The following is a 24861-nucleotide window of genomic DNA, read 5'->3' on the forward strand; positions in this document are numbered from 1 at the left end:
AATTTGGGAGAACACCGATGACCACCTCAACGCAAACGGAACTTAAGAAGGGCCCTCTCAACGGGATTACCGTGCTTGATTTTTCTCGGGTACTCGCCGGGCCCTATTGCACCATGGTGCTGGCCGATTTAGGCGCCCGTGTCATTAAGATTGAAAAGATAGGAACCGGCGATGACACGCGGGAGTTTGGACCGTTCGTCGAGGGCGAGAGCGCGTATTTCAGCTGCTTCAACAGGAACAAGGAAAGCATTGTCCTGGATATTAAGTCGCCGCGCGACCGCGAGCTGCTGGAACGATTACTGGACGAGTCTGATGTGCTAGTCGAAAACTTTCGGCCTGGAGTGATGGACCGTCTGGGGTATGGCCCGGAACGCTTGGCCATGACGCACCCTCACTTAATCTACTCATCGATCTCTGGCTTCGGTCATACCGGCCCCTTCAGTGAGTTACCCGGCTACGACATGGTGGTGCAGGCCATGGGGGGAATTATGAGCCTGACGGGGTGGCCCGATGGTGAGCCGGCTCGCGTGGGAACCAGCTTCGGTGACCTGAGTGCGGCACTGTTCGCGGCGATCGGTATCATCGCATCGCTCTATAGCCGAACCAAGGATGCTCAGGGAACCCGTGTCGATATCGGCATGCTCGACTGCCAGGCGGCACTGATGGAAACCGCATTGGCTCGCTATGACATCGAGGGGAAAGTGCCGAACCGAACCGGCGATTGCCACCCCTCACTGGCGCCCTTCGAAAGCTTCAATGCCAAGGACGGCAAGCTCGTCATCGCCGCTGGCAACGATACCCTTTTCCTATTAATGGCCGATGCCATCGGTGCGGCAAGGCTCGCCTTCGATCCTCGGTTTATCAGTAACGACTTGCGTTGTCACAACCGGCCCGAGTTGGTCGCTGAAATGGAAAAGATCCTACTGGAGCAGCCCGTGCAGCACTGGGTGGATCTGCTGAACGAGGAGGGGGTGCCTTGTTCGCCGATCAACACCATCGACAAGCTATTCGATCATCCGCAGCTGAAAGCTCGAAATATGATCGTTCAGGTTCAGGGTAAGGCCGGTAAGCCTTTCAAAACAGCGGGTAATCCGATCAAGCTGACCGGGCGCGAGGACTTTGATAGTGGCGTCCCAATGAGTGCGCCGGGTCTTGGGCAACATCGAGAAGCCATCTTGACGGAGTTGATGGCTCGTCATGGTTCCTATCATTTGCCAACACAGCCGGACATTCAGGGCTCGTTACCGGAATCTGGAACGGACACTCCATGGGCGTTTCGTCCTGTCGCATCCGGTGATTCAGGGGCCGCTCTTTCGAGAAACGAGCCGAAGAGTAAGAACGCCCAAGTAGCGTCTGAAAACGAGCGGGGCCGATCGTCAAACTCTGAGCCACAACCCAAGTCGACCGCCAAAAGTAAATCGGAGATGGAAAATGGATAAGAAATTGCAAACACAAACGAAGCACGCTGCGCCCGCCTCTTCAGATAAGTCGAGCAACAACGATCCCGAGATGATCGTTGTTGAGCGGCGCGAACGGGTTGGCCTCATCATCCTCAACCGTCCGAAGAGTCTGAATGCACTCAATCGGCAATTGGCGGAAGAAACACTCGCCGTGCTTCGCGAGATGGATGCGGATCCGGGCATCGGTGCGATTGTCGTCACCGGCAACCCAAGAGCGTTCGCGGCTGGTGCGGATATCGAGGAGATGGCTGAGAAGTCCTTCACCGACTTTTATATGGATGACTTCCTATCGCCTTGGGATCAGGTACGGCAGATCTCCAAACCCATCATTGCTGCGGTGGGTGGGTTCGCGCTAGGTGGCGGCTGTGAGCTGGCCTTGTTGTGCGACTTTATCATCGCCTCGGACGATGCACAGTTCGGCCAGCCGGAAATCAAGCTGGGCATACTACCAGGTATTGGTGGTTCGCAGCGTTTGGCTCGCTCCATCGGTAAAGCGATGACAATGGATCTGGTACTAACAGGTCGCAACATCGGCGCCCAGGAAGCCAAGGAGATTGGCTTGGTTGCTCGGGTGGTGCCAAAGAATGATTTGATGCAACACGCGCTTGAGGCGGCTCATACCATCGCCGGCTACAACGAACCGGCCGTCAAGATGGCCAAGTCTGCCGTTAACGCTGCCTTTGAAACTCCCCTTGCTGAAGGCTTACGTCAGGAGCGCCTGCTCTTTCAGGCGGCTTTCGCGACCGAGGGGCAGAAGGAGGGTATGAGTGCCTTCGTCAAGAAGCGTGCTCCGGTTTTTCGTCACCGTTAGATATATTCAAAGCCCTGTCAATAAACCTAGAAAAAACAAATATCAACAACTAATAGGTAGATAACATGAACACGCCAAACAAGCCTGGCGATAGCATGGATTTAAGGGTTTTTATACCTTCGGTCCTTGTTATCCTTGGGCTGATAGTTCCTCTTATAATGTTCCCAGACTCGGGGACTCTCCTGGTTAATGCCGCTTTCGCCTTTGCAACCGGAAATTTCGGTTGGTTATATATGCTTGCTGGGCTTAGCATCGTCCTGTTTCTTATAGGGTTGGCGTTAAGTCGGTTTGGCAATGTGCGTCTAGGTGGGCCGGACGACAAGCCTGAGTTTTCCTATTTTAGCTGGGTGGCGATGATCTTTGCCGGTGGTATCGGTATTGCAATCGTCAACTGGGCATGGGTTGAACCCATTTACTATTTTACGAGCCCTCCCTTTGGTGTAGAGCCTTCGAGTAATGCTGCCGCTGAGTGGGCCCTCAGCTACGGCCAGTTCCATTGGGGCTTCACTCCCTGGGCAATCTATTGCCTGCCCGCGATTCCGATTGCCTATTCGATGTATGTCCACAATCGTCCCGGTGTCAGGCTCTCTGTCGCCTCGCGTGGCGTTCTAGGCCGTCACTCTGATGGCTGGATAGGCTCGATACTCGATGCGGTTGTCGTGTTTGGTATCGTGGGCGGTGTGGGGACGTCGCTGGGTTTGGCGGTACCACTGGTGTCTCAGCTGGTCAGTGGGTTGTTTGGTATCGCGCCGTCTTTCATGCTCGATGTTGGAATATTGTTGGTCTGGACAGCGATTTTTTCGGCCAGCGTATGGTTCGGGCTGGCGAAGGGGATTCGTATCTTGTCCGACATCAATGTCTGGCTGGCCATCTTCCTACTCGCGTTCACCTTTTTGGTAGGTGATTCGCTGTTCATGATTGAAGGCTGGGTGAACAGTCTTGGCAATATGACCTCTCACTTCGTGGAAATGAGCCTCTGGACCGATCCAGTCGGCGGCTCGACCTTCTGGCAAGACTGGACTGTCTTCTATTGGGCCTGGTGGATCGCCTACGCGCCCATGATGGGGTTGTTCGTGGCGCGTATCTCTCGCGGACGTACCATTCGTGAGCTGATCATCGCGGAGATGGTGTTTGGTGCGCTGGGATGCTGGGTCTTCTTCGCTATCTGGGGAGGCTATGCGCTTGACCTGCAGATCAGTGGTGCGCTGGATGTGGCCGCTATTCTCGATGAAGGCGGTATACCCGCAGCCGTAGAAGCCATTCTCAATACGCTGCCCATGTCAGAGGTGGTCACGGGCGTATTTATCCTGCTGTGTTTCATTTTTCTGGCAACCACGCTGGACAGCTCCGCTTATGTCTTGGCATCGGTTACCTCTCGAAAACTGTCTGGTTATCAGGAACCCAAGCGATCCATTCGCTTAACCTGGGCCTTCTTGATAGCGGGAGTGGGGGTGGCTCTGATTCAGTTGGGCGGACTCAAGGCTGTCCAGACATCGACCATCGTCGTGGCTCTCCCCATGATCCCGGTATTGGGCATTCTGACGTGGTCACTTATTCGTTGGCTGCGTCAGGACTTTGCCAAGAAGGTTCTGGAGCCGCACCTAGTCATCGAAGATCACCGCAAGTAATTGCCCATTTCAGGAGGCAGGGATGCCTCCTTACGATCCAAACAAGCAACAAATCGGCATGATAAGGAGCCCTATAATGGCATTAAACCCCCATTCAAACCTGCCATTGAAAGATGTCAAGGTTATCGATTTTGGTCAGTTCATTGCTGGTCCTGCGGTGGCCATGATTCTGGCGGATCTTGGCGCCACGGTCGTCCACGTCGATCCCCCCGGGGGGCCCCTTTGGACGTCACCTGCCAATGCAACGCTTAATCGCAACAAGCTGATCGTATCTATCGACCTCAAACAGCAAGAGGGGCGTGACCAGGCCCTGGCGCTGATCGAGGAAGCCGATATTGTCATCGAGAGCTTCCGTCCCGGCGTGATGGCGCGTCTCGGTATCGACTTCTCCGCCTTGCGTGAGGAGCGTCCGGAGCTGATCACGCTATCGATTCCCGGCTTTGCCTCCAACGACCAGCTTCGGCGTGACTGGCATGCCTTTGAGAGCGTCATCGCGGCCAATTCCGGTGTCTTCACGGATATGGGTCTCAACCGGGTACTGATGGGGATCAATCCGTCGTTCTCACCGCTGCCACTGGGCTCTGCTTACGGCACCATGCTGGCGGCATCGTCGGTCATGCTGGCACTGCAGGCCCGTGAGCGCACGGGGTTGGGGGATGAAATCGAAGTCCCGCTGGTCTGCGCCTTGATGGAAGGCCTGACGTACAACTCGATCAAGATCGATGGCTTGCCGGAGCGCTACAAGACGCAGCGCGAGAAGGAAATCGAGCGTCGGCGTATCGAAGGCCTGCCCATGAACCTCAGCTACGATGAGCTCCAGGAACTGCTGGATCCCTTTTATCGTAGCTATAAGTGCAAGGATGGGCGCATGTTCTATGTGGTCTGTCCGAGCCACAATCAGCATGCCAAACGCTGTCTGAAGGTATTAGGTATCTACGATGACCTAGTTGCCGAAGGTATGAACGAGGAACCGGATACCTATCGTCCGACCAGCGAATGGTCTTCCGATATGTCGCTTGGGGTCTACCCTTTGCCCAAGCATTGGGCCGACCATATCGCCGCCCGCATGAAAGATGTCTTCATGACCCGCACCTCGAAGGAGTGGGAGAAGATTTTCGGCCGTGGCAAGTTTCCCGGTGCCCCCCAGCGCTGGTTGCAAGAGTGGATCCACGACGACCATGCCGAGACTGCCGGCCTGATGGTCGAGGTGGACGATCCAGAATTTGGCCTGATGATACAACCGGGTCCGATGATATGGCTGCAGGGCAGTGGCACGGAGATGCTGTCTCCTTCTCCACGCCGTTGGGTGGGCTATCAGGATGCGCTGAACGCACTGCTCAGAATCGAGACCAAACTGCCGCGGGTGCGCGCCAAGAATGCCCGCGATGGTTGGCTAGAGGGAGTTCGTGTCCTTGATCTGTGCAATGTGATCGCTGGACCCCATTCCGTGGCGTATCTGGCTCGCTTCGGTGCGGAAATCATCAAGATTGATCCGGCCAAACCCTTCTATGATTGCTGGAATACGGTCATCTTCGGCCTGTCTCATATGCGCTCCAAGCAATCCGTGCTGACCGATATCACGCAGCCGAGAGGCCGGGAAATTCTCGACGAACTCATTCGCCAGAGCGATGTGGTGGTCTGGAATGCCACCGACAAGCAGGTGGAGCGTATGGGCCTGACCGAAGAGGGCATGAAGCGCCTAAATCCCCAGGCTATCTTCTGTCAATTGGACTGTTTCAGCGGTGTGCTACCGGGCCCGCGAACCAATTACCTGGGTTACGACGACCTGGTGCAGGCGACAACTGGCATCATGCTGCGCTTCGGCGGCAGCATGGACACGCCCGAAGAACACGCCCACGTCGGCACCATCGATGTCATGTGTGGCTTTGGTGCCTCGCTCGGTATCGCCACGGCGCTGTACCAAAAGCTCAAGACCGGCAAGGTTGACCGGGTAAAGACCTCGCTGTCGGCCCTGAGCGGTCTGGCTCAACTGCCGTTCTGTTACGACTACGAGCGTCGCGGGCTATTCGATGAACCGGCGGGCCGTGAGGTCAATGGTTACGATGATCTGTCGCGTTTCTATTCCGCTTCAGATGGCATCCTGCTGATCAGCGCCTATGAGTATGATCTGCCCAAATTCGCCAATGTAGAGGGTTTGGAAGATCTGGTCGAGCTACCAAAGGAGGAGCGCGCCGCCTTCTTGGCACCCCGCTTTTTGACCATGCGTGCTCTGGACTGGGTAGAGCGCTTGCAGGCTGCCGACATCGCCGCTGCCGTCTGTGAAAACCTTGAGACGCTACGCTCCTACAATGCCTATCCGGCTGATGACAGTACAGGTGTTGACCGTGGCAGCTATTCATTCTCAGTCTACGAGGATCACCCGAGTGGGCACGTGATCACTCAGCTCGACCCCTATGCCATTCGCCCCAAAAGGGGAAGGATCTATCCCTTGGCGCCATCTGAAAAGTATGGAGCCTCGACCCGCAGCGTGCTCGAAGAACTTGGCCACTCCACCGACGAGATTGATCGCCTGATAGAAGATGGCGTCGTGTCAGAGAGCTGGAGCCGAGAGTATCTCCCGACGTGAAGACTGCCATGGATAGCGTATTTTTATTTTTCTATGAATCGATGACAACCAATGTCCTGGTTGCTACTGGAGTTAATGATGCCGTTTGTCACTATCAATGTGCTTAAAGGAAAGTCGAGAGACTACATCAAAGCGATTGCCGATGAGGTCAACGCCGCGGTGATCGATACCATGGATTTTCCTGAAGATGATCGCTATCAGGTAATCAATGAGTGCGAAGCTGATCATCTTCAGCTTCAAACACGCGCTGAAGATCGCGTCATGATGCATCTAGTGATGAGAGCTGGACGACCGGATCATGCCAAAAAAGCGTTCTACGCCAGAGTGGTCGAATCACTCGCTCGAAATCCCGGCATCGATCCTGGTAACGTGATGATTACTATCACTGAAAACCGAGATATCGATTGGTCATTCCAGGATGGGGTCGCTCAATTCTGTCCTGAGTAAGATAAGGTAGTTGCTATTGTGCACTGGGCCCGCCAAGCGCGGGCCTTTGTCATTCAGCGCCAACGGCGAATTAGTTGATGACGTCGACAGCTACCCGACCTGCACGTTCGCAGCCAACAATGTTCGCGTCGAACAACCTAAGAAAGGGGGCGGTCAGCGAGTGCTGGTCGATCACAGAACTAGGTTAGCTTCCATCGTCATGTCGCTTTACGACGTCGTACCTATTCCTTCAATTTGCATATAGCCGCAGCTGCTGTACCCGGGCGCGGTATGCTTCTAGGCGTTCGCGCAAATTGCTCTTGTGTGCTTTTGCCACATAGTGCAGCAGTACATTCAAGGCGCTCGTCAGCCCCCCAGTGGACTCCAGAATAAGACTGGTTTCGGTAGTCATGCTGACGATGTAGGGGGTATCGATATAGCGAGCGATACCGTACTCATCACTGAACACCACCAGATCGGTATCGTTGGCCAGACACTCGTTGGCAAAGGTGATGCCAGCCTCAGCGTAGGGCGTGATATCGATCAGGATAACGCAGCACCGACTGTTCTGGCTGTCCATCCATTGCCCCAGGACGCCGCTGTAGAGGTCGATGAATTCCACGCCAGGTCTGACCAACGCCAGGCGGTTAGCAAAATCCTCGGCCAGCCCCCGCACGGTCTGGAACCCACAGACGAAGACGCGCTCGGCAGCGCTGACGCGCTCCACGATGTCTTGCCAGTGTTGGCCAGAAAGCTGTTCGGCGAAGACTTTGAGCGCTTCAATCTCGGCGCTGAAATGCCTTACTAAGTCCGCAGACTGGTGTTCCATCCGCTCGATTAGGGTGGCGTTCAGCAGTGAACCGGAGCGCAGTTCGTCGCGCAATGCATCCTTCAGACCGTTCAGCCCCTTGTAACCAAGGCGTCGCATGAACCGACTCACCGTGTTTGGGCTCACGCCACTTTTCTGGGCAAGGCTTGCGCCGGTCTCAAATGCCAGATTTTCCAGGTTGGCCTGTAGCGTTGCATAGAGCGCTCGCTCCGCCCGCGAAAGCTCGCCTTCTAGCGCGTCGACGTCCTGTTTCAGATGAGCTGAAGCTCGCGATTCTGACATTTTAATGTCACCTTTATTGATTTTGGTATTTTAATGTCGTAGAAAAGTAAGTCTGGGGCAGCGAAGTCGAGCACGAATACCGTCGGCTTCCCGAACAGGAGAGTGCCCGACCGCTTCAAGGCCACGCGAAGCTTGCGTCGGCGATGGGATTCTACCACCGATGATGGGGAGGTTATGTCTATGCAGAGAATGCGAGTACGCGAAGCAGGCTTGTCACCGCCCGGGGAGCCAGGCGTGTACAACGCCATCACCGACGTCCCCGGTGTGCTGGTCGGCTATGAGACGCTCGATGGCAAGGCTGCCAACGGGCGGCCGGTCAAGACCGGTGTGACCGCCATTCTGCCCCACGGGAGAAGTCGCACACCGCGCCCCGTCTGGGCAGGGTTTCACGCGCTCAATGGCAACGGCGAAATGACCGGTACCCACTGGATTGAGCATGGCGGCTACTTTGTCGGCCCGGTCTGTCTGACGAATTCGCATAGCGTGGGCATCGTCCACCATGCCACCACGCGCTGGATGCTGGAGCAGTACGCCGCAACCTTCGAGTCACACCACCTGTGGGCGATGCCGGTGGTCGCAGAAACCTACGATGGTGTGCTCAACGACATCAACGGCCAGCACGTTGAGGCTCACCATGTCCACGCGGCCCTGGCCAGCGCCCATGCTGGCAACCTCGAAGAAGGCAACGTCGGCGGCGGCAACGGCATGATCTGCTATGGCTTCAAGGGCGGAACGGGGACTTCGTCGCGGCGAGTCGTCATCGATGACCAGGCGTATACCGTCGGTGTGCTGGTCCAGGCCAACCATGGCAAGCGCGACTGGCTCAACGTGCTAGGGGTTCCTGTCGGCAAGTCTCTGGATGACGGCAACTGGCCCAAGGAACTCAACCGTGAGCGCGGTTCCATCGTCGCCATTATCGCAACGGACGCCCCCATGCTGCCACACCAGCTGAAGCGCCTGGCCCAGCGTGCCGGGCTCGGCATCTCGCGCACCGGCAGTCCCGGTGGCAATGATTCGGGCGACATCTTCCTGGCCTTCAGCACCGCAAATGACGGGCCCTTGCCTCAACTGGGGAAAGCCCGACAGCAGATGTGCCACCTCAACGACGAGTGCTTCGACGACCTTTATATGGCAGTAGTGCAAGCCACCGACGAGGCCGTTCTCAACGCCATGTTTATGGCCGAAGGCGCACCGATGGCCAAGCCCCAGGGATGGTGCCCCGCACTGGATCTACAGCGGCTGGCGCCGCTCATGCGTCGGGCCGGATTGGGTATGGAGGCGAAGCCGCCGATGCCTGCCTAAAACGTGCAACTGATGTTTTCCGACCAACAACAATAAGGAAACCACCTACTCATGAAGACTTCTCAAGCTTGTTCCACGGCTCTCTCGAGCCAGCACAATCGGCTGTCGGGGAAACTCGGCACCGCGGGCATCGTGTTTATGGTCGTTGCCGCCGCCGCTCCGTTGACAGTCGTCAACGGCAATACTCCGCTGGCGCTCGGACTCGGCAATGGCGCGATGGCACCGCTGGGCTTTCTGTTTGCCTCCCTCGTGCTGTTCCTATTTTCGGTAGGATTTGTCGCGATGACACCCCACGTGAAGGAGGCTGGCGCCTTTTTTACCTATGTGGGTACCGGGCTGGGGCCGCGAGCGGGCCAGGCAACCGCCTTTGTGGCTCTGATCACCTATACGGCCATTCAGTTAGGCATCTATGGGTTCTTTGGTTGGGCCGCCGCCGAGGCGATGACCACTATCGGGGGGCCGTCGCTGCCCTGGTGGCTCTATGCCGGTGGAGCGCTTGTGGTGGTCGCCGCCCTAGGGTATCGCGATATCGAGCTTAGTTCGAAGGTGCTGGCGGTAGCGCTCATCCTGGAAATCGGGGTGGTCATTGTCATGAACGCGTTCATTGTGCTTGAACCCAGTGGCAGTGCCCTGGGCATTCTGCCTGCGGTGCCTGCCGCGACCGGCGACTGGGGGCCGTTTGGCATCGCGGTACTGTTCAGCGTGACGGGGTTCATCGGCTTCGAAGCCACCGCCGTGTTTCGCGATGAAGCGCATGACCCGGATCGTACTATTCCCCGGGCAACCTACTGGGCGGTCTTCATCATCGGCGGCTTCTATACCGTATCGTGCTGGTGCCTAGTGTACGCTTGGGGCCCGGATACCGTACATGCCGTCGCCAACGACTACCTTGGCAACGGCGGCAACATGGTGCTGGATACCGCACGTTTCTATACCGGCCGTGTTCTTACCGACATCATGGAAGTGTTGCTGTTGACCAGCCTCGTCGCCTGCATCCTGTCGTTCCACAATATCGTGGCGCGTTACCAGTTCGTGCTGGCGAACTTCGATATCTTGCCCAGTATCTTCTCGAAGGTTCACCACTCGCATGGCTCGCCACATGTGTCGTCGCTGATCCAGTCTGCGAGCGCCCTGGTGTTGGTGGCGCTGTGCGCGCTCAGTGGTGCCAGCCCGCTGGTCGGAGTATTCGGCTCCATGGCTGGCATTGCCACGGTCGGCATGGTGCTTCTCATGCTGCTAACCTCGGTGGCGACGGTCGTGTTCTTTTACCGCTCTCCCTCCCTCGCCCAAGGCCGGGTGGTGGCGACCCGTGTGGTCCCCGTTGTTGCCTGTCTGCTATTGACCTTTATCCTGTACCTAGTACTTGGCAACTTCACTCAGGTGACTGGACTCAGCGTGGCTGTCAGCTCGGTACTTGCTGTGATTCCCATCGGCGCCTTTATCATCGGATTCATTGCCATTCGGGAAAGCTCGAAGAGACAGTTGGACACACTGGTGGGAGGCGAGCCAATGCCTGAGCAAGCAGCGCACTAAGTGTGTCAACCCACTAGGTTTTTTCACTGAAATAATTGGCCTGCTAACAGGAAGCTGATCATTCAGGCTGATATGGGGCCGATGCCAGTTGTACTGGTAAAGCCAAGCGGGCAGAGGCTCGCTTGGCGCTTCCGAACTTTCATAGTGCTAGGCTTAGGCCCACTCTCAGGCAGAGCGGTTTGAATGAACCGCTCTGCCTTGTCATTGGTGTGTGGTGTATCGACCCGAGTACATTTTTGCTTCACGCTCTGGCGTTGGCATAGGCAGTGGAGTGGCTTGGTCCGGTAGCAGGCTCTGGCATCGTTTACTACACGCGTAAAGCTGCAGGAGTGCAACTGGATGAGCAGCAACTGGCCGCCGTGCGTGACGAAATTGCCGATGTTCAGCTCTATCTGATCCGGCTAAACTTGGATTCAAGCAGGGTCGGAGACTCAGCTTTCGGTTTAAATTCTTCGCTAAAAACGTCCTTTAATGGCGTTTCTGTACTTGAAGATAAACCATTTACTGCACAACCCGTATGGTGCCGTGGTGACGACCGCTTGGCTGGCGTCACACGGCGTCACATCTGATCAGGCGCGTAAGCTGGCCAGCAGTGGCTGGCTGCAACGCGTGGGGCACGGCGCCTACTGCCAAGCGGGGGAGCCTCTTACCTGGGAGAGCGCTGTCTTCGCCCTGCAGACGAGCGACGACACGGGTTTACCACCGCTTTGGCCCGGTGGCCAGACGGCCCTGGCACTGCATGGCTTTGCCCACTATCTGCCCATGGGGGAGAGCACAACGTATCTGTATGGCAAGGAAGCCGTTCGGCTGCCCCGTTGGTTGAATGATGCCGAGTGGGCAGGGCGGATGGTGCTCCACTCCGAAAAGGGCCTGCCGGTGCAGCTTCCCGGCAGCTTCACGGACTACGCGCCGGATGGCAGGGCCTTCAACTTGCAGGTATCGACCCCCGAGCGAGCGGTCTTGGAGTGGATCGCCGTGACGCCGAATGCGCTGCTGTTCAGCAGTGAGCTGGTGGACACCTTCGGCGGGCTTAACACGCTGCGCCCGCGCCGGCTGCAGGCATTGCTAGAGGGGTGCCGTTCGGTGAGAACCAAGCGGGCCTTTCTGGTGCTGGCTCGCCACGCCGGACATGCCTGGTACGGTCGTCTGGAACCACGCCAACTGGACCTTGGCAAAGGTAAGCGGCAGCTCTGCCAGGGCGGCAAGTTGGATAGGGAATATCACGTGACGGTGCCGGAGGCGTTCCTGCATGCCGATTGAAGCTCGCTACCATGAACAGGTCAGGCTGTTGGTCTCGCTGCTGCCTTTCCTCAATGACGAGCCGTGCTTCGCCCTGAAGGGCGGTACGGCCATCAACCTCTTCGTGCAGCCATTACCCCGTCTATCGGTCGATATCGACCTGGCCTACCTGCCGTTGGAGCCCCGTGACGAGGCACTACGACGCTGTCGCGAGGCGCTGCAGCGCCTCGCAGAGGCCTTCAACTCTCGGCTGCCAGGCGTGCGGGCCGAGCTTCAGGATAATCGCCGAGACGAGCTGAGGATCCTGGTGCGCCGAGGGCGTAGCCAGGTGAAGGTGGAGGTATCGCCGGTACTACGTGGCACTCTGCACCCGACCCAGGAGCGCGGTGTCGTTGAATCCGTTGAGGACGAGTACGGCTTTGCGGCGGTGCAGGTGGTGTCGCTGCCGGACCTGTACGGCGGCAAGATTTGCGCTGCGCTGGATCGCCAGCACCCCCGGGACCTTTTCGATGTGAAGCTGCTTCTAAACCAGGGCGGCCTCGATCGAAGCGTATTCGAAGGCTTCCTGGTCTATCTGCTGGGGCATCCCAGGCCCTTGAACGAAGTGATCAACCCGCGACTTAGGCGCTTGATAGCTTCATCAACACCAATCCTGAAACAATCAGAATCATAGCAATGATTCTTGATGTACTAACCGGCTCAGCCAAAAAGGCAATTCCGACCAGAAACGCCCCGACAGCCCCTATTCCAGTCCAGATCGTATAGGCCGTTCCGAGCGGAATAGTTCGCATGGCAACGGCTAACAGCCAGAAGCTGGCCACCATCGCTGAGATTGTAATGAGTGATGGTATGAGTCGACTGAAGCCATGAGATTGCTTCATTGCGTAAGCCCATACAACTTCAAGAACACCGGCAACGAGAAGATAGAACCAAGGCATTGACCCCTCCGGAATCTAACGGGGCCAGGTCGTCCTGGTCATTATTGCCCAAGATGGGGGAGGTCGTCCTCCTTTGAAGAGGCCTATATTAGCTCGTGAGAAGCAGTTGATCCACCAGGTTTTCGTTGAGAAATGTCGTGACAACTATCTGACTGGCATCGTCGGGGTCATTCTGCTTATGTAGACAGGTGTATCATTAATATTTGGCAGGCAAACCAATAGTACGAGCAAGCAATGACCCATACGCTTAGGTTTATCTATCAACTTGTCTCATGGGGTGGCACCGCATTAGCTTGGACTAACGGTGCTATTTTGGTGTGGGATGGTTGTATTAATGAGCAGTACCGAGCCATCACTTTTGCGGTCGCGCTGCTGTTTGGCGTTATTGGTGGCATTGCTCTTGGCGTGGAGCGAAGTTTGAGCCGAATCCACCGTTGCTCCACTAAAGCTTCCAACGAGCAGCTGAATTCAGCCTCCGCCAGTTCTTGGACATTACTTTATGTGTGTCTCATTGCAGGAGTGTTCCTTCTCGCTCTGGTAATGGGAAGCGGTTTGTTCGCAATCATCGGAAGGCTGCAGCAAGGGTTTCATATTTTCGGATGAGTACTAATGCAGGCGTGTTCGATGCTTGCAATGTCCAACAAGGAAAATGCTGAACAAGGCTTTGCACCGGATGGCAATTCCGCTGTGTTCCATTGCCGCCGGTTAGCTTAAAAGTTGCATCAATGTTGGCTAAAACAGCGCTCCTGTCCGAGGCTGTGTAACAGCCTATAAATCAGCAGCGATGATAGTGTCCAGTCGTCTTGGCACAACTGTCGGTTAACAATACATTTCAGAATGCCTTCATTGATTATTCCCGCATCTCTAGCTGTTTTAGATTGCTACGGAACATTCGCTTAAAAGCGTGATTGGCGTGCACCGTTGTCGTTATTGTGCATGCAAATAAAAATCCGTATCATTCGTCTTACTATAATGATGTTTCTCCTCATGCCCGTGAGACCTTCCTATGCTCCCTACGTCCATGTCGTTTTCTGTCGCGCCGCTGCCTGCGGCGGTTCGCCGGTCGCTGTTGGTATCGCTGAGTGGAGTGCTCAGCGTTGCGCCTTTGGCGGTACTTGCTCAAGAAGAGCGTATTGCTAACGATCCTGTCGTGGTAACCGCAACTGCACTAAAAGTGGAAACGCCGCTGGTGGAAACGCCGCGCCCTGTATCCAGCGTTGATCGTGAGGAGCTGGAAACGCGCAACGTTCAGCAACTCGATGAAACTTTCCGTTATCGTGCCGGTGTACTCTCGGGGCATTTCGGCAGTGATAACAACACTGATTGGTTTAAGGTGCGTGGGTTTGATCAGTCCACTTACCAAGATGGCCTGCGGATCTATCGTGAAGGCTTCTACCAATGGCTGCCGGAGCCATTTGGCTTGGAGCGTGTGGATGTGTTCAAAGGTCCATCGTCTATTCTTTATGGCGAAGCGCCTCCTGGGGGCTTGATTAATGCGGTTAGCAAGCGCCCAACAGAAACGCCTCAGGGCGAGGTGAATATACAGTTTGGCAATCGCGATCATCGTCAAGTGGGCATTGATACCAGCGGTCCGGTAGGCGAGAGTGATAATGTTCGTTACCGTTTGGTCGGCCTTTATAAAGAACGTGATGGTGATCTGAACGCGACTAACAACGAGCGTTACTACTTTGCGCCGAGTTTGGCGGTGGATGTTAGCGACGATACAACGGTTACCTTTTTGGCCAGTGTGCAGAAAGATGACGGTGTTCCCGTCAACTCCTTCAAACTGCCCTATGGTACGGTCCAAGACACTCCCTTTGGCCGTGTCGACCCTCAGACTAACCTGAGTGAGCCGGGTTACGATAAGGATAACCGTACCCAGTGGGCGTTAGGCTATGAACTACGCCATCAGCTTAATGATACGTGGCGCTTCGAGCAGGATTTACGCTACAGCGAACTGGATTTAGAGCTGCGCAGTACGTACGCCTTCTTTATGGCTGATGAACGTCAGGCGGCACGCGGGCATGTGTACCGGGATGGCACCATTGATAGTTTGACGGTTGATAACCGTATGGTGGGCACTTGGTACACCGATCGTACAGAAAATACCCTGCTGCTGGGGGCGGATTATCAGAACCTTGGGGTGAGTGGCCAAGAGGCTGACCCATTCCCCTTTGGCGATCCTATCGATATCTTCAACCCCACCTACGGCAACTTTACGCCTGTAGGGGCGGATGATTTGTTAACCCGCGAAATTGATAAAGAGCAAACCGGTTTGTACGCCCAAAACCAACTGCGTATTGATGACCGTTGGGTACTTTTGGGTGGAGTTCGCTATGATCAGGCGGATACCGAAAACACGAATGTTACCGCGGGAACAACGCAACGCTCAGACGATGACCAAGTATCCTGGTCCGGTGGTGCGATGTATTTGGGGGAAAACGGTGTTAACCCCTATATCAGTTATACCGAATCTTTTGACCCGTTGGGTCGAGTCGATAGCGATGGTGATCTTTACGAGCCACGCGAAGGTCGCCAGTGGGAAGCAGGGGTCAAAGTCGCGCCCTTTGGCTGGGACGGCTATGTCACGGCCGCAGTATTTGACCTGCAAGAGAGTAATACGCTGATCAACTCACCGAGCGGCTTCCAGGTGCAAGAAGGTGAACGGACCTCTCAGGGCTTTGAGTTGGAGGGGGTTGGTTACCTAACAGATGATTTAAAAGTGACGGCGGCTTATACCTATACCGATTCACGCCTTGAAGATGATCAGCGGGCGCCCTTGATCCCACGTCACCAGGCGTCAACCTGGCTGGACTATGCCTTTACCGGTGGCGCCTTGAAGGGCGTTACCTTAGGAGGTGGTGTGCGTTATGTAGGTAGCACAATAGACACCAGTGTGGCAGATAACACTGCCGTAGGCAGCTACACGCTAGTTGATGCGATGGTGGGCTATGAGTTTGCGGATGGTTGGCAGGCCCAATTAAACGTTAATAACCTCACCGATAAAGAGTACGTAGCGAGCTGTGAATATTGGTGCTACTACGGTGAGTCTCGCAGCGTCATTGGGAGTGTTAAATATCAATGGTAGGCTGAAACGCTGTTGGAAATCCTGACTTGCTTTTACGCCCGGCGATTTAGCCGGGCGTTTTTGTTTTTAGTGCCTGGTTTAGTGTCTGGGTGATAAATCGGTGGATTTCTTTCGCTATACTGAGATGACTGTCGGCATGTGTGTCGGTAGCATCGATTACCAAGGAGTGGCTTATGCCAATGCTGAATAGCCGTTTTACGTCGCTACTGATGCTGACGCTTCCTGTTGTATTGATAAGCGAGGCAGCTACTGCTTCTACTCAGCAGGGGGCAGCCGATGTATTAAGCGCGGAAGCTTCTGACCCTAACCGTTTAGGCTGGATGCAGGGCTTCCCACCGGCGCCGGAGCAGGTGATTGGCCAGCCAGACTCCAACTACTTTAGTTTTCCTAAAATGCGCTGGACGGTGTGCCACTTTCGCGAGCTGTTGCCTACTAAGCAGGTCAGCCGAGGGTTGGGGGCACCTGTTCCTTTGCCTTATGCATTAGACGATGCAATCAACGAGGTTACTTTTACGCCGATTGGCGCTAGTGAGCCTATGTCGTGGCAGGCGTCGCTAAATGAAAACTACACCGACGGCCTGCTGATTCTTCATCAAGGCCAAGTGGTGTATGAGACTTACTCTGGCTGTTTGGATGAAACAGGCCAGCACGGCGCGATGTCGGTGACTAAATCGATGACCGGCTTGCTCGGTGAGATATTGGTGGCAGAAGGCGTGTTGGATGAGCAGGCCATCGTAGGCGATATACTGCCGGAACTTGCCGATAGTGCTTTTGGTAACGCTACGGTGAAACAACTACTTGAGATGACCACAGGCCTTGCTTACAGCGAAGATTACAGTGACCCCAACGCTGAGATCTGGGCCTACAATGCAGCGGCGAGCCCGCTCCCCAAGCCAGACGATTACACTGGGCCGCGTACTTATTATGAGTATCTCGCAACGGTACAACCGGAAGGGGAGCATGGGCAGGTCTTTGGCTATAAAACGATTAATACCGATGCACTTGGCTGGGTGATTGCGCGTACGACGGGTGAATCGGTGGCGTCATTGCTGTCATCGCGTCTTTGGCAGCGGTTAGGCATGGAGCAGGATGCTTACTTTACCGTGGACTCCATTGGTACGCCGTTCGCAGGGGGCGGTTTGAGCGCTGGCCTTCGGGATCTGGCCAGGGTCGGCCAGTTGGTGCTCAATGAAGGCGTAATGAATGGTGAGCGGCTATTTCCCGCAGCGGCGGTTGAGCGCATTCGGGAAGGTGGCGACAGGCAAGCGTTTGCCGCCGCGGGATACCGTTATTTACCGGGCGGTAGCTACCGTGGCATGTGGTGGTCTCTGCATAACGAGCATGGCGCCTTTGCCGCAAGAGGGGTGCATGGACAAACCATTTATATTGACCCCACCGCTGAGATGGTCATTGTGCGTTTTGCATCGCACCCGGTGGCGGGAAATGCGGCTAATGACCCGACTTCACTTCCCGCCTATCAGGCGGTTGCAGAGTATTTAATGGAAAAAGCGGCTATGACACCTTAGAAATACGCCAAACGGTACTTTCCGTGGGCCCTTTCTCAAGGTCGGCGCAGGTGTCAATTCGCATGATGGTGGTGGCTTGGCAGCGCACGCTGAGTTGGCCTTGAGTGTTGCCCCGTTGCCACTGCCAGCGTATCAGGCGTTCTTGCTCACTGCCGCTATCGTCCAACAGCGTTAGCTGGGGTTGGTGTTGATCCGTGCTTAGTTGGGTACTTAGGTGAGTCAGGGCGGCTAGTTCTGCACATTGTTGGGCAGGGGTGAGTTGTGAACTGCCCCGATAGCCAGGCAAGTAGCGTTGGCCGTTCGCTTCTGCCTGTAGGAAGGGCAGTGCTTGCGCCGGGGTAATGCGTCCGTATTTGCGCACCTTGGGCAGTAAAATCAAACTGGCTGCTAGGCGGCAGCCACCCAGATGGCTACTTTCCCAAGCCTCAAACGGTAGCTGGTGGTCAGCAATCGTTTGAGCCAGCGCCTTATAGGTTTGGTAGCCGTACTTGGCGCAGCACTTGTCTTTTGTGCCGTGGGTGCAGCAGAGTAGCAGGTCGGTTTCTAGCGGTGGCTGTTCCCACTCTGCCAAGCTGTTGCCTGTTTGCAGGGCGCTTAAAAAGTCTTCTAAGTGATGGCGGGCAATCAGAAAGCGCCGTCGTTCTGGCATCAGAAATACTTGGTGCTGATGTTTATCCATTCCCAGTTGCTGAATCAGGTTAATACGTAGGCCGCTATCGGCAATGTCATCTAGTGTCTGTTTCAGCGTGTCGTTCATGTCGCTGGCATGGCGCAACTTGCGCAGCCACTTGGCACGCGGCCAACTGATTAATAGATTGCGTTCGGCATGGGCAGCACTACCGGCTAATGGGTCATTCTGCTCACGGCTGAGGTCGGCGCAGAAAGTATGCTTCATAGGGCGATATACTCTTCCGAGGCGGCATGCTGCTGTTGGGTGTCAGCCTTGAATTTATGGGGAACGCACACTGGGCTGTTGCTTACTGGGTCATGAAGTACGTGGGCATTCAGGTCGAAAACGCGCTTAAGATTGGCAGCGGTAAATATTTCGTTAGGCGCTCCGCTGGTGATGATCTTTCCATCTCGCATCATGATTAACTGGTCAGCGTAGGCGGCGGCTAGATTCAGATCGTGAAGCACTAGTAGCAGTGTGCGGCCATGCTCATGGGCCAAACGTAACAATAGCGCCAGTAAGTCAACCTGAACCTTGAGATCTAGAAAAGTGGTGGGTTCATCCAGCAAGATCAGATCCGTTTGCTGAGCCAACACCATAGCAATCCAGCAGCGCTGACGCTGCCCGCCGGAGAGAGCGTCGACGTTACGCTCAGCAAACTCGGTTATGTTGGTGTAGGCCATGGCTTCACGAATTGCGCGGGCATCCTGTTCGGGATTTTTTTGCCACATACGCTGATGCGGGAAACGTCCCATTCCGACCAGTTGTTTTACGCTCAGCCCCTCAGGAGCGACTGGCCCCTGGGGCAGAATACCCAGCCGTTGAGCGACTTCCCGCGTATTGCTGCGGTGAATATCTTTGCCATCCAGGTAGACATGCCCGGCGCTTGGCGTGAGTGTACGTGCCAGCGTTTTTAACAGCGTGGATTTGCCACTACCGTTCGGCCCTAAAAGGACCGTTAGCTTGCCTTCCTGTATGCCGATATCGACACCGTCCAGCACGCGCTTGTCTTCATACCCAGCATGAAGGCTTTCACCTCTGAGCCGAGGTGTAAGACGGGAGGTGAGTGTCATGGGAAGAGTCGCCTGCATGATCTAAGCAGCCAGCACCGTAAGACAAAATATTCTCATTTTCAAATATTTGTTCCAGCTCTGTGTTTCCAATCAATATATTTCAATCGATGTATTTCTATCGCTGTTATTTCGATAGATCGAACGGCGTGTTTCGTTGATGAAGTCATGTTGGTAATATATGCACAAGCTAATCGTTATCATTTAGATGTGCATTGTCTTTTGGGCGACTCACTCACTGTAAGGGAAAAGAAGCGGATGTCGATAAAAAAACGCCACGTGTTTTGGCCAACAGTAACGCTTGCTGGGTTGGTAGCGGCTACCCAGGCACATGCTCAGTCGCCTGTAATCGCTGAAGTACAAGGTGAGCGAGAAAACACAAATCAAACGGTGGTGGTGACTGCTTCCCGTACTAATTCCTCAAAACAGGATTCTCCTCAAACGGTGCGTGTTATCACCGAGGAGGAGATCAACCAACAGTTACAGCTAACCAGCGATTCATCGCAGATTTTAAGTAACCTGCTGCCCTCTTACTCCCCCAGCCGCCAAAAGATGACTGGTAGCGGTGAAACCCTTCGTGGGCGTAAGCCGCTGATCCTGATTGATGGTATTCCACAGTCGAACCCTCTGCGCCCAACGGGGCGTGAAGCACATACGATCGATTTTTCCATGGTTGAGCAGATCGAGGTGATTCAAGGGGCTAATGCCACTAATGGGGTGGGAGCGGCAGGTGGCGTGATTAACTTGATCACTAAACGTCCAGAGCCAGGTTCGTTTAATCAGCATGCTGAGGTTCAGGTAACGACTCCCACTAGCGAGTTGGATAGCGAGACACTCAGCTATAAAACTAGCTATGGGGTCAGTGGTAATCGCGGTGATGTGGATTATCTGTTTTCGGCCAGCCTTGAAGATCAGGGGCTATTCCTGGATGGAAATGGTGACCCTGTGGGTGTGGACAATACCCAGGGCGACCTAATGGACTCTCGCAGTTTCAATGTTTTAGGTAAGCTGGCTTACTGGATTGACGACGATCAACGCCTGCAATTTACCCTCAATCACTACAATATTGAGGGTCACAATAATTATGTGAGCGTAACGGGAGATCGTGCCAATGGTGTGGTAACGACGTCTGAGCGTGGCACTCCCGAGGGAGATGCCCCCTATAACCGAGTCTGGACCACAGGACTAAGTTACGATCACTATGACTTGGCGGGGATGCGTTTAAGCGCCCAGGCGTTCTATCAGGATTATGAAGCGCTGTTTGGGGCAACCAACTCAGCGACTTTCCAGGATCCTGCGCTTGCCCCAGTGGGATCTTTTTACGACCAATCCATGGCATCAACGAGCAAGTTTGGCACTAAAGTCTCGCTGACTAAAGATGATCTGCTGAATGATCGACTGTCCTTAACGGGTGGTTTTGATACGCTGTTTGATGAAACCGAACAGTACCTATATCAGTCCGACCGTACCTATGTGCCACCAACAGAGTACACCGACCTTTCGCCTTTCATTCAGGCCGAGTTTAGGCCCGTGGATTCACTGCTGCTATCCGCTGGCGCACGCTATGAGTACGCCAAGCTAAAGATCAATGACTATCAGACGGTGGCGGCTAACAATAGTGTTGATGTTGCCGGTGGTAACCCCAGTTTCAATGAAACGCTCTATAACGTCGGCGCAGTGTGGAAACCTGTGGATCATTGGAGCCTGTTTGCCAATTACTCTGAAGGCTTTTCTATTCCTGATGTTGGTCGAGCATTGAGGGGCATTAGTACCCCTAATCAATCGGTTAATAGCATTGAAAACCTAAGTCCGATCGTTACCGACAATATCGAGACAGGCGTTCGCTTTGAGAATGGCCGCTTAGCTGCTGAGCTTAGTTATTACGAATCCTCCTCCGACTTCGGCAGCCGACTCACGGAAGTCGACGACGTCTTTTATATGCAGCGTCAGGAGACTGAAATTAAGGGCTTTGAGGCCTCGGTAGATTATCAATTTACCGACCAGCACACCGGTCGTTTGGCGTACTCACGCATGGAAGGGCGCTACGACAGTAATGATGATGGCAGTTTAGACGCCAAGTTGTCTGGACTGGATGTCTCGCCAGATCGCCTGACGGCCAGTTGGTCTGCCAATTGGACAGATAACCTTTCCACCTTTGTGCAAGCTAACTACGCCTTCGATAAAACCTTCGACGCAGCCAACCGTGAGTTTGACGGCTATCTGTTAATGGATGCCGCCGTGGGCTACCAACTTCCCGTTGGACAGGTCAACGTAGGCATCGCTAACCTGCTTGATGAGCAGTACGTTAGCTACTACTCACAAAGTGCACTGGTGAACGACGAGCGCTATTTTGCCGGACGCGGTAGAACCGTGACCTTCGGTTATCGCGTCGATTTTTAATTTCGGTTTAGTAAGGACGGTAGCGCGCCCTGTGCAGCAAATACACAAAGAAGGGCGCGCCTATCCCGGCCACGAAAATACCGACAGGCAAGTCTTTGGGTAAAAAGGCTACGCGGCCTAATAAATCGGCGTTTAAAACGATCAGGGCCCCGACTAGCGCTGAGGTGGGCGCCAACCGTGCCAGGTTGCGCCCTACGAGCCTAGCCGCTAAGTGGGGCGCAATTAATCCCACAAAGCTTAACCCACCCGCAAACGCAACGGCGGCACCAGCTAATGCCACGCTGCAGGCCAGCAGTACTATTCGGCTGCGCAGAATAGGCACGCCAAGTCCTTCGGCTACATGGTCGCCCAGCGCCATGGCATCCGCATGCCGAGCGAAGACAAGGCTGATAGGCACTGCGACCAATATCCACGGCAATAGACCCCACACATCTTCCCATTGCGCCGCGTAAAGGCTGCCGGTAAGCCATACATAGGCCGTCATAGCCGCAGTGTCATCGCTAATGACGATTAATAAGGTAGTGGCAGCCCCCATGGCTGCTGCCAAGCCAATGCCTACCAATACCATACGTGCTGGGCTAATGCCGCTCTTCCACGCCAAACTGACCACCAGTAGAGCGGATGCCAGCGCACCGAGCATGGCCGCAACAGGCAGCCAGCGAATGCTGAGGGTTGTGCTGAGCAGCGCTAAAAACAGTACGGCAGCTAGCGCCGCGCCGCTGGTGATACCGATGACATCTGGCGATGCTAGCGGGTTACGCACAATGCTTTGCAGAATGGCACCTGCTACCGCTAAGGCGGCACCGACCAGTATCGCCAGCACGATGCGGGGCAGTCTTAGCTCCCAAATAATAAAAGCGATATCGCTACTTTGAGGAGCAATCAACGTCTGTAAAACCTGTAGAGGTGGCGTGGGAAAGCTACCCAAGCAGAGGGATACGCCGACGCTGAAGAAAAGCAGACCGCCTAACAGCAGCAGGCTATTCAAGAGGCGGGCGCTTTTGTGTTCTATCGTGTGATTGAGGTGGAGTGCTGTTTCTTGCGTCATTGGCTAGCCATCTTTTGTCGCGCCAGATAGATAAAGAAGGGCGTGCCAATAAGCGCGGTCATGACGCCGATAGGTACTTGCTGGGGGGGCATTAGAAACCGCGAAGCGATATCGGCCAGCAGTAGTAGGCAGGCGCCCAGTACCGCACAAGCGGGTAGCAGCCAGCGGTGATCAATACCAAATAGTCCCCGTGCCATGTGGGGCACAATTAATCCCACAAAACCAATCATGCCTGCCAGCGCCACAGAGCTACCTGCTAGCACGATCACGATCAGCCCTAGCAGCAGTTTGATGGTGGTGGCCTGCATGCCAAGCCCGGTGACCATATCGTCTCCCAGCAGCAGCGCATTGGCGTGGCGTACAAGTAGTCCACTGAGTAGCAGTGCCCCGCCGAAGAGCGGCAGCAAGGGCATGACCACCGAGAGGTCGCGCCCTGAGACAGAACCTGCCAGCCAGTAAAGAACGCTCTCAAAACTTTGCTGATCAATCACCAGCAGTCCTTGGCTAAATGATACGAACATTGCCGTGACCGCCACCCCCGCTAGCACAACGCGCAGTGGCGAAAGTTCGCCGTGGCGACCCCGGCTAAGCAGCACCACGAGGCTTGCGGCGACCAGTGCGCCCAACAGGGCTGCCCAGACATAGTGAGTGGGGGTGTGAAGCGGCAGCAGTGAGACTGCGACCACTACAAAAAACATCGCGCCAGCGTTAATCCCCAAAATACCCGGTGATGCCAGTGGGTTGCGCGTCATGGTTTGCATCAGTGCACCTGCGATAGCTAAGCTGGCGCCGACTAGGGCGGCAATCACGGCACGGGGTAAGCGCTCGGTCAATAGAATAATGTGGGATACGTTGGCAGCGTCATAGTGGGTGAGTGCATCGAACAGCGTGGGTAGGGCGATCTCCGTCGTGCCTAACATCACACTAGCGGAAAAAGCACCAAACGTTAGTGCTATCCCGATGACCAGGCTTATGCCTTTTCCAGCGGCGCTGTTTAGCATTGAAGGTGCTCCCCGGTGTGATCGATGGCGTGGGGGAAGCAAGTCTGATGTTGCAGCTTATAATGGTCATAGAGATCATCTAGCATAGCGTTGGCCGCTAAGATGCCACCGCCCATCATCCAACTAACGGGATCGACTTCAAATACGCGCCCGTTTTGCACCGCTGAAAGGCGTTGCCATAGTGGGTGAGCCGTCCAGCGTTGATAGTTATCCGCAATGGCAGGGTCGTCCGGTTCTAGCAGCACAAACATAACATCCGCATTCAGAACCGGAATGTTCTCAGTGCTGGAAAGTTTCATTCCCCAGCCTTGGGTATGCAGCGTATCCGGCTGCTCGAAGCCAAGCTCATCTAAAATAGAGCCAGCAAAGCCGTGAGTATAGATGCGCACGTGGTCACTTTTAAAACGTACCACGGCCACTTTCTGAGGCCATTCACTGCCCAGCTCAGCGGCTATCTGCTGGCGGAAATCGCTCACTCGGTCATCCCAGAGCCGAAGTAATTGGCTGGCCTCCGTTTCGCGGCCAGTGGCATTGGCGATCATCGTCAGCGTAGTTTTAAAGCCGAAAACGGTGTGAGTAGATGCCGTGGGTGCAATGGCTGCCAATAGCGGTGCTATTCGCGCATGGCGAAAGTCGCTAGCAATGACCAAGTCAGGATCGAGCCAGGCAATTTTTTCCAGGTTGGGCTGAGTTTCCAAACCAACATGCTCGACGCCTTCCAACGGTTCACGCAGGTAACGATACATCGGTTTTTCTAACCAGGAGTCGACGACACCAATCGGCGTAAGCCCAAGAGCGACAGCGCTATCGGTAGCACCTTGATAGAGCGTAACAATACGTGGCGTCGATACGGATGGGGAGGGATTGTCGTTCTGAGCAGCGCTTTGCAGCGGATTGGCTAGCACGGAACAGGCTATCAGCGCCGCGCATGCTAGTAGCAAAACACGTCTCCAAGCCTTGCCGCAATGAGCGTGTATTGTTGGCATACGTGTCACAGGTAGCTAGACGTTTGAAAGACAGAAT

General features: G+C 55.0%; 20 protein-coding genes. 13 read left to right on the top strand and 7 right to left on the bottom strand.

Annotated features, from left to right (window positions below):
* The first annotated feature begins 17 nt into the window (after window positions 1-17).
* From HVE01_RS01120 to HVE01_RS01140, 5 genes are all read left to right on the top strand, one after another.
* Window positions 18-1439, top strand: a complete 1422-nt coding sequence (locus HVE01_RS01120; RefSeq protein ID WP_240645093.1) for a CaiB/BaiF CoA transferase family protein — start codon at window positions 18-20, stop codon at window positions 1437-1439.
* Window positions 1432-2271 (top strand): enoyl-CoA hydratase-related protein, encoded by an 840-nt coding sequence (locus HVE01_RS01125; RefSeq protein ID WP_125750716.1) that lies wholly within the window; start codon window positions 1432-1434, stop codon window positions 2269-2271. The genes HVE01_RS01120 and HVE01_RS01125 overlap by 8 nt, the downstream gene beginning before the upstream one ends.
* A 95-nt stretch (window positions 2272-2366) precedes the next feature.
* Window positions 2367-3899, top strand: a complete 1533-nt coding sequence (locus tag HVE01_RS01130; RefSeq protein WP_280529892.1) for a BCCT family transporter — start codon at window positions 2367-2369, stop codon at window positions 3897-3899.
* A 76-nt stretch (window positions 3900-3975) separates the two neighbouring features.
* A complete protein-coding gene (locus HVE01_RS01135) occupies window positions 3976-6486 on the top strand; it encodes a CoA transferase (RefSeq protein WP_146941932.1) in 2511 nt (836 codons plus the stop codon).
* A 51-nt stretch (window positions 6487-6537) separates the two neighbouring features.
* Complete coding sequence (locus HVE01_RS01140) at window positions 6538-6933, top strand: tautomerase family protein (protein ID WP_240645092.1); 396 nt, start codon at window positions 6538-6540, stop codon at window positions 6931-6933.
* 229 nt (window positions 6934-7162) lie between these two features.
* On the opposite strand, the gene HVE01_RS01145 is transcribed toward HVE01_RS01140, so the two are convergent.
* Window positions 7163-8023, bottom strand: coding sequence for a MurR/RpiR family transcriptional regulator (locus tag HVE01_RS01145; protein ID WP_125750709.1), 861 nt, complete (start codon window positions 8021-8023; stop codon window positions 7163-7165).
* A gap of 234 nt (window positions 8024-8257) precedes the next feature.
* On the opposite strand from HVE01_RS01145, the gene HVE01_RS01150 reads away from it, so the two are divergent.
* The 4 genes from HVE01_RS01150 to HVE01_RS01170 all read left to right on the top strand — a co-directional run bounded on the left by HVE01_RS01150 (window position 8258) and on the right by HVE01_RS01170 (window position 12770).
* On the top strand, window positions 8258-9325 hold the full coding sequence (locus HVE01_RS01150) for a DmpA family aminopeptidase (RefSeq protein ID WP_240645091.1): 1068 nt from the start codon (window positions 8258-8260) through the stop codon (window positions 9323-9325).
* Window positions 9326-9376: 51 nt separating this feature from the next.
* Complete coding sequence (locus tag HVE01_RS01155; protein ID WP_146941934.1) at window positions 9377-10858, top strand: APC family permease; 1482 nt, start codon at window positions 9377-9379, stop codon at window positions 10856-10858.
* Between the two features lie 471 nt (window positions 10859-11329).
* A complete protein-coding gene (locus HVE01_RS01165) occupies window positions 11330-12118 on the top strand; it encodes a type IV toxin-antitoxin system AbiEi family antitoxin domain-containing protein (RefSeq protein ID WP_240645090.1) in 789 nt (262 codons plus the stop codon).
* Window positions 12108-12770: a nucleotidyl transferase AbiEii/AbiGii toxin family protein gene (locus tag HVE01_RS01170; RefSeq protein WP_449204457.1), complete on the top strand. Its 663-nt coding sequence runs from the start codon at window positions 12108-12110 to the stop codon at window positions 12768-12770. The genes HVE01_RS01165 and HVE01_RS01170 overlap by 11 nt, the downstream gene beginning before the upstream one ends.
* Here HVE01_RS01170 and HVE01_RS01175 read toward each other — a convergent pair.
* Complete coding sequence (locus HVE01_RS01175; RefSeq protein WP_146941936.1) at window positions 12718-13035, bottom strand: DMT family transporter; 318 nt, start codon at window positions 13033-13035, stop codon at window positions 12718-12720. The two genes, HVE01_RS01170 and HVE01_RS01175, sit on opposite strands and share 53 nt — an antisense overlap.
* Window positions 13036-13269: 234 nt before the next feature.
* On the opposite strand from HVE01_RS01175, the gene HVE01_RS01180 reads away from it, so the two are divergent.
* The 3 genes from HVE01_RS01180 to HVE01_RS01190 all read left to right on the top strand — a co-directional run bounded on the left by HVE01_RS01180 (window position 13270) and on the right by HVE01_RS01190 (window position 17649).
* Window positions 13270-13638, top strand: coding sequence for a hypothetical protein (locus tag HVE01_RS01180; RefSeq protein ID WP_125750693.1), 369 nt, complete (start codon window positions 13270-13272; stop codon window positions 13636-13638).
* 403 nt (window positions 13639-14041) lie between these two features.
* Window positions 14042-16123 (top strand): TonB-dependent siderophore receptor, encoded by a 2082-nt coding sequence (locus tag HVE01_RS01185; RefSeq protein WP_244973743.1) that lies wholly within the window; start codon window positions 14042-14044, stop codon window positions 16121-16123.
* Between the two features lie 173 nt (window positions 16124-16296).
* Window positions 16297-17649 carry a serine hydrolase domain-containing protein gene (locus HVE01_RS01190; protein WP_146941938.1) on the top strand — a complete coding sequence of 451 codons (1353 nt, stop codon included), beginning with the start codon at window positions 16297-16299 and terminating at the stop codon, window positions 17647-17649.
* Here the strand turns inward: HVE01_RS01190 and HVE01_RS01195 are convergent.
* Together HVE01_RS01195 and HVE01_RS01200 are read right to left on the bottom strand one after the other, a co-directional pair.
* On the bottom strand, window positions 17636-18544 hold the full coding sequence (locus tag HVE01_RS01195; RefSeq protein ID WP_125750686.1) for a sucrase ferredoxin: 909 nt from the start codon (window positions 18542-18544) through the stop codon (window positions 17636-17638). The two genes, HVE01_RS01190 and HVE01_RS01195, sit on opposite strands and share 14 nt — an antisense overlap.
* A complete protein-coding gene (locus tag HVE01_RS01200; protein WP_146941940.1) occupies window positions 18541-19392 on the bottom strand; it encodes an ABC transporter ATP-binding protein in 852 nt (283 codons plus the stop codon). Before HVE01_RS01200 ends, HVE01_RS01195 begins: the two co-directional genes overlap by 4 nt.
* A gap of 255 nt (window positions 19393-19647) precedes the next feature.
* Between HVE01_RS01200 and HVE01_RS01205 the strand changes: the two genes are divergently transcribed.
* Window positions 19648-21789 carry a TonB-dependent receptor gene (locus tag HVE01_RS01205; RefSeq protein WP_146941942.1) on the top strand — a complete coding sequence of 714 codons (2142 nt, stop codon included), beginning with the start codon at window positions 19648-19650 and terminating at the stop codon, window positions 21787-21789.
* A gap of 7 nt (window positions 21790-21796) precedes the next feature.
* Here HVE01_RS01205 and HVE01_RS01210 read toward each other — a convergent pair whose 3' ends face one another.
* The 3 genes from HVE01_RS01210 to HVE01_RS01220 are packed head-to-tail and all read right to left on the bottom strand — an operon-like array spanning window position 21797 to window position 24728.
* Window positions 21797-22837, bottom strand: a complete 1041-nt coding sequence (locus HVE01_RS01210; RefSeq protein ID WP_146941944.1) for a FecCD family ABC transporter permease — start codon at window positions 22835-22837, stop codon at window positions 21797-21799.
* Window positions 22834-23838: a FecCD family ABC transporter permease gene (locus HVE01_RS01215; RefSeq protein WP_146941946.1), complete on the bottom strand. Its 1005-nt coding sequence runs from the start codon at window positions 23836-23838 to the stop codon at window positions 22834-22836. Before HVE01_RS01215 ends, HVE01_RS01210 begins: the two co-directional genes overlap by 4 nt.
* Complete coding sequence (locus HVE01_RS01220; protein WP_244973814.1) at window positions 23832-24728, bottom strand: ABC transporter substrate-binding protein; 897 nt, start codon at window positions 24726-24728, stop codon at window positions 23832-23834. The genes HVE01_RS01215 and HVE01_RS01220 overlap by 7 nt, the downstream gene beginning before the upstream one ends.
* Window positions 24729-24861: the final 133 nt, after the last annotated feature.

This window comes from Vreelandella venusta, from assembly GCF_007989605.1.
Lineage (GTDB): Bacteria > Pseudomonadota > Gammaproteobacteria > Pseudomonadales > Halomonadaceae > Vreelandella > Vreelandella venusta.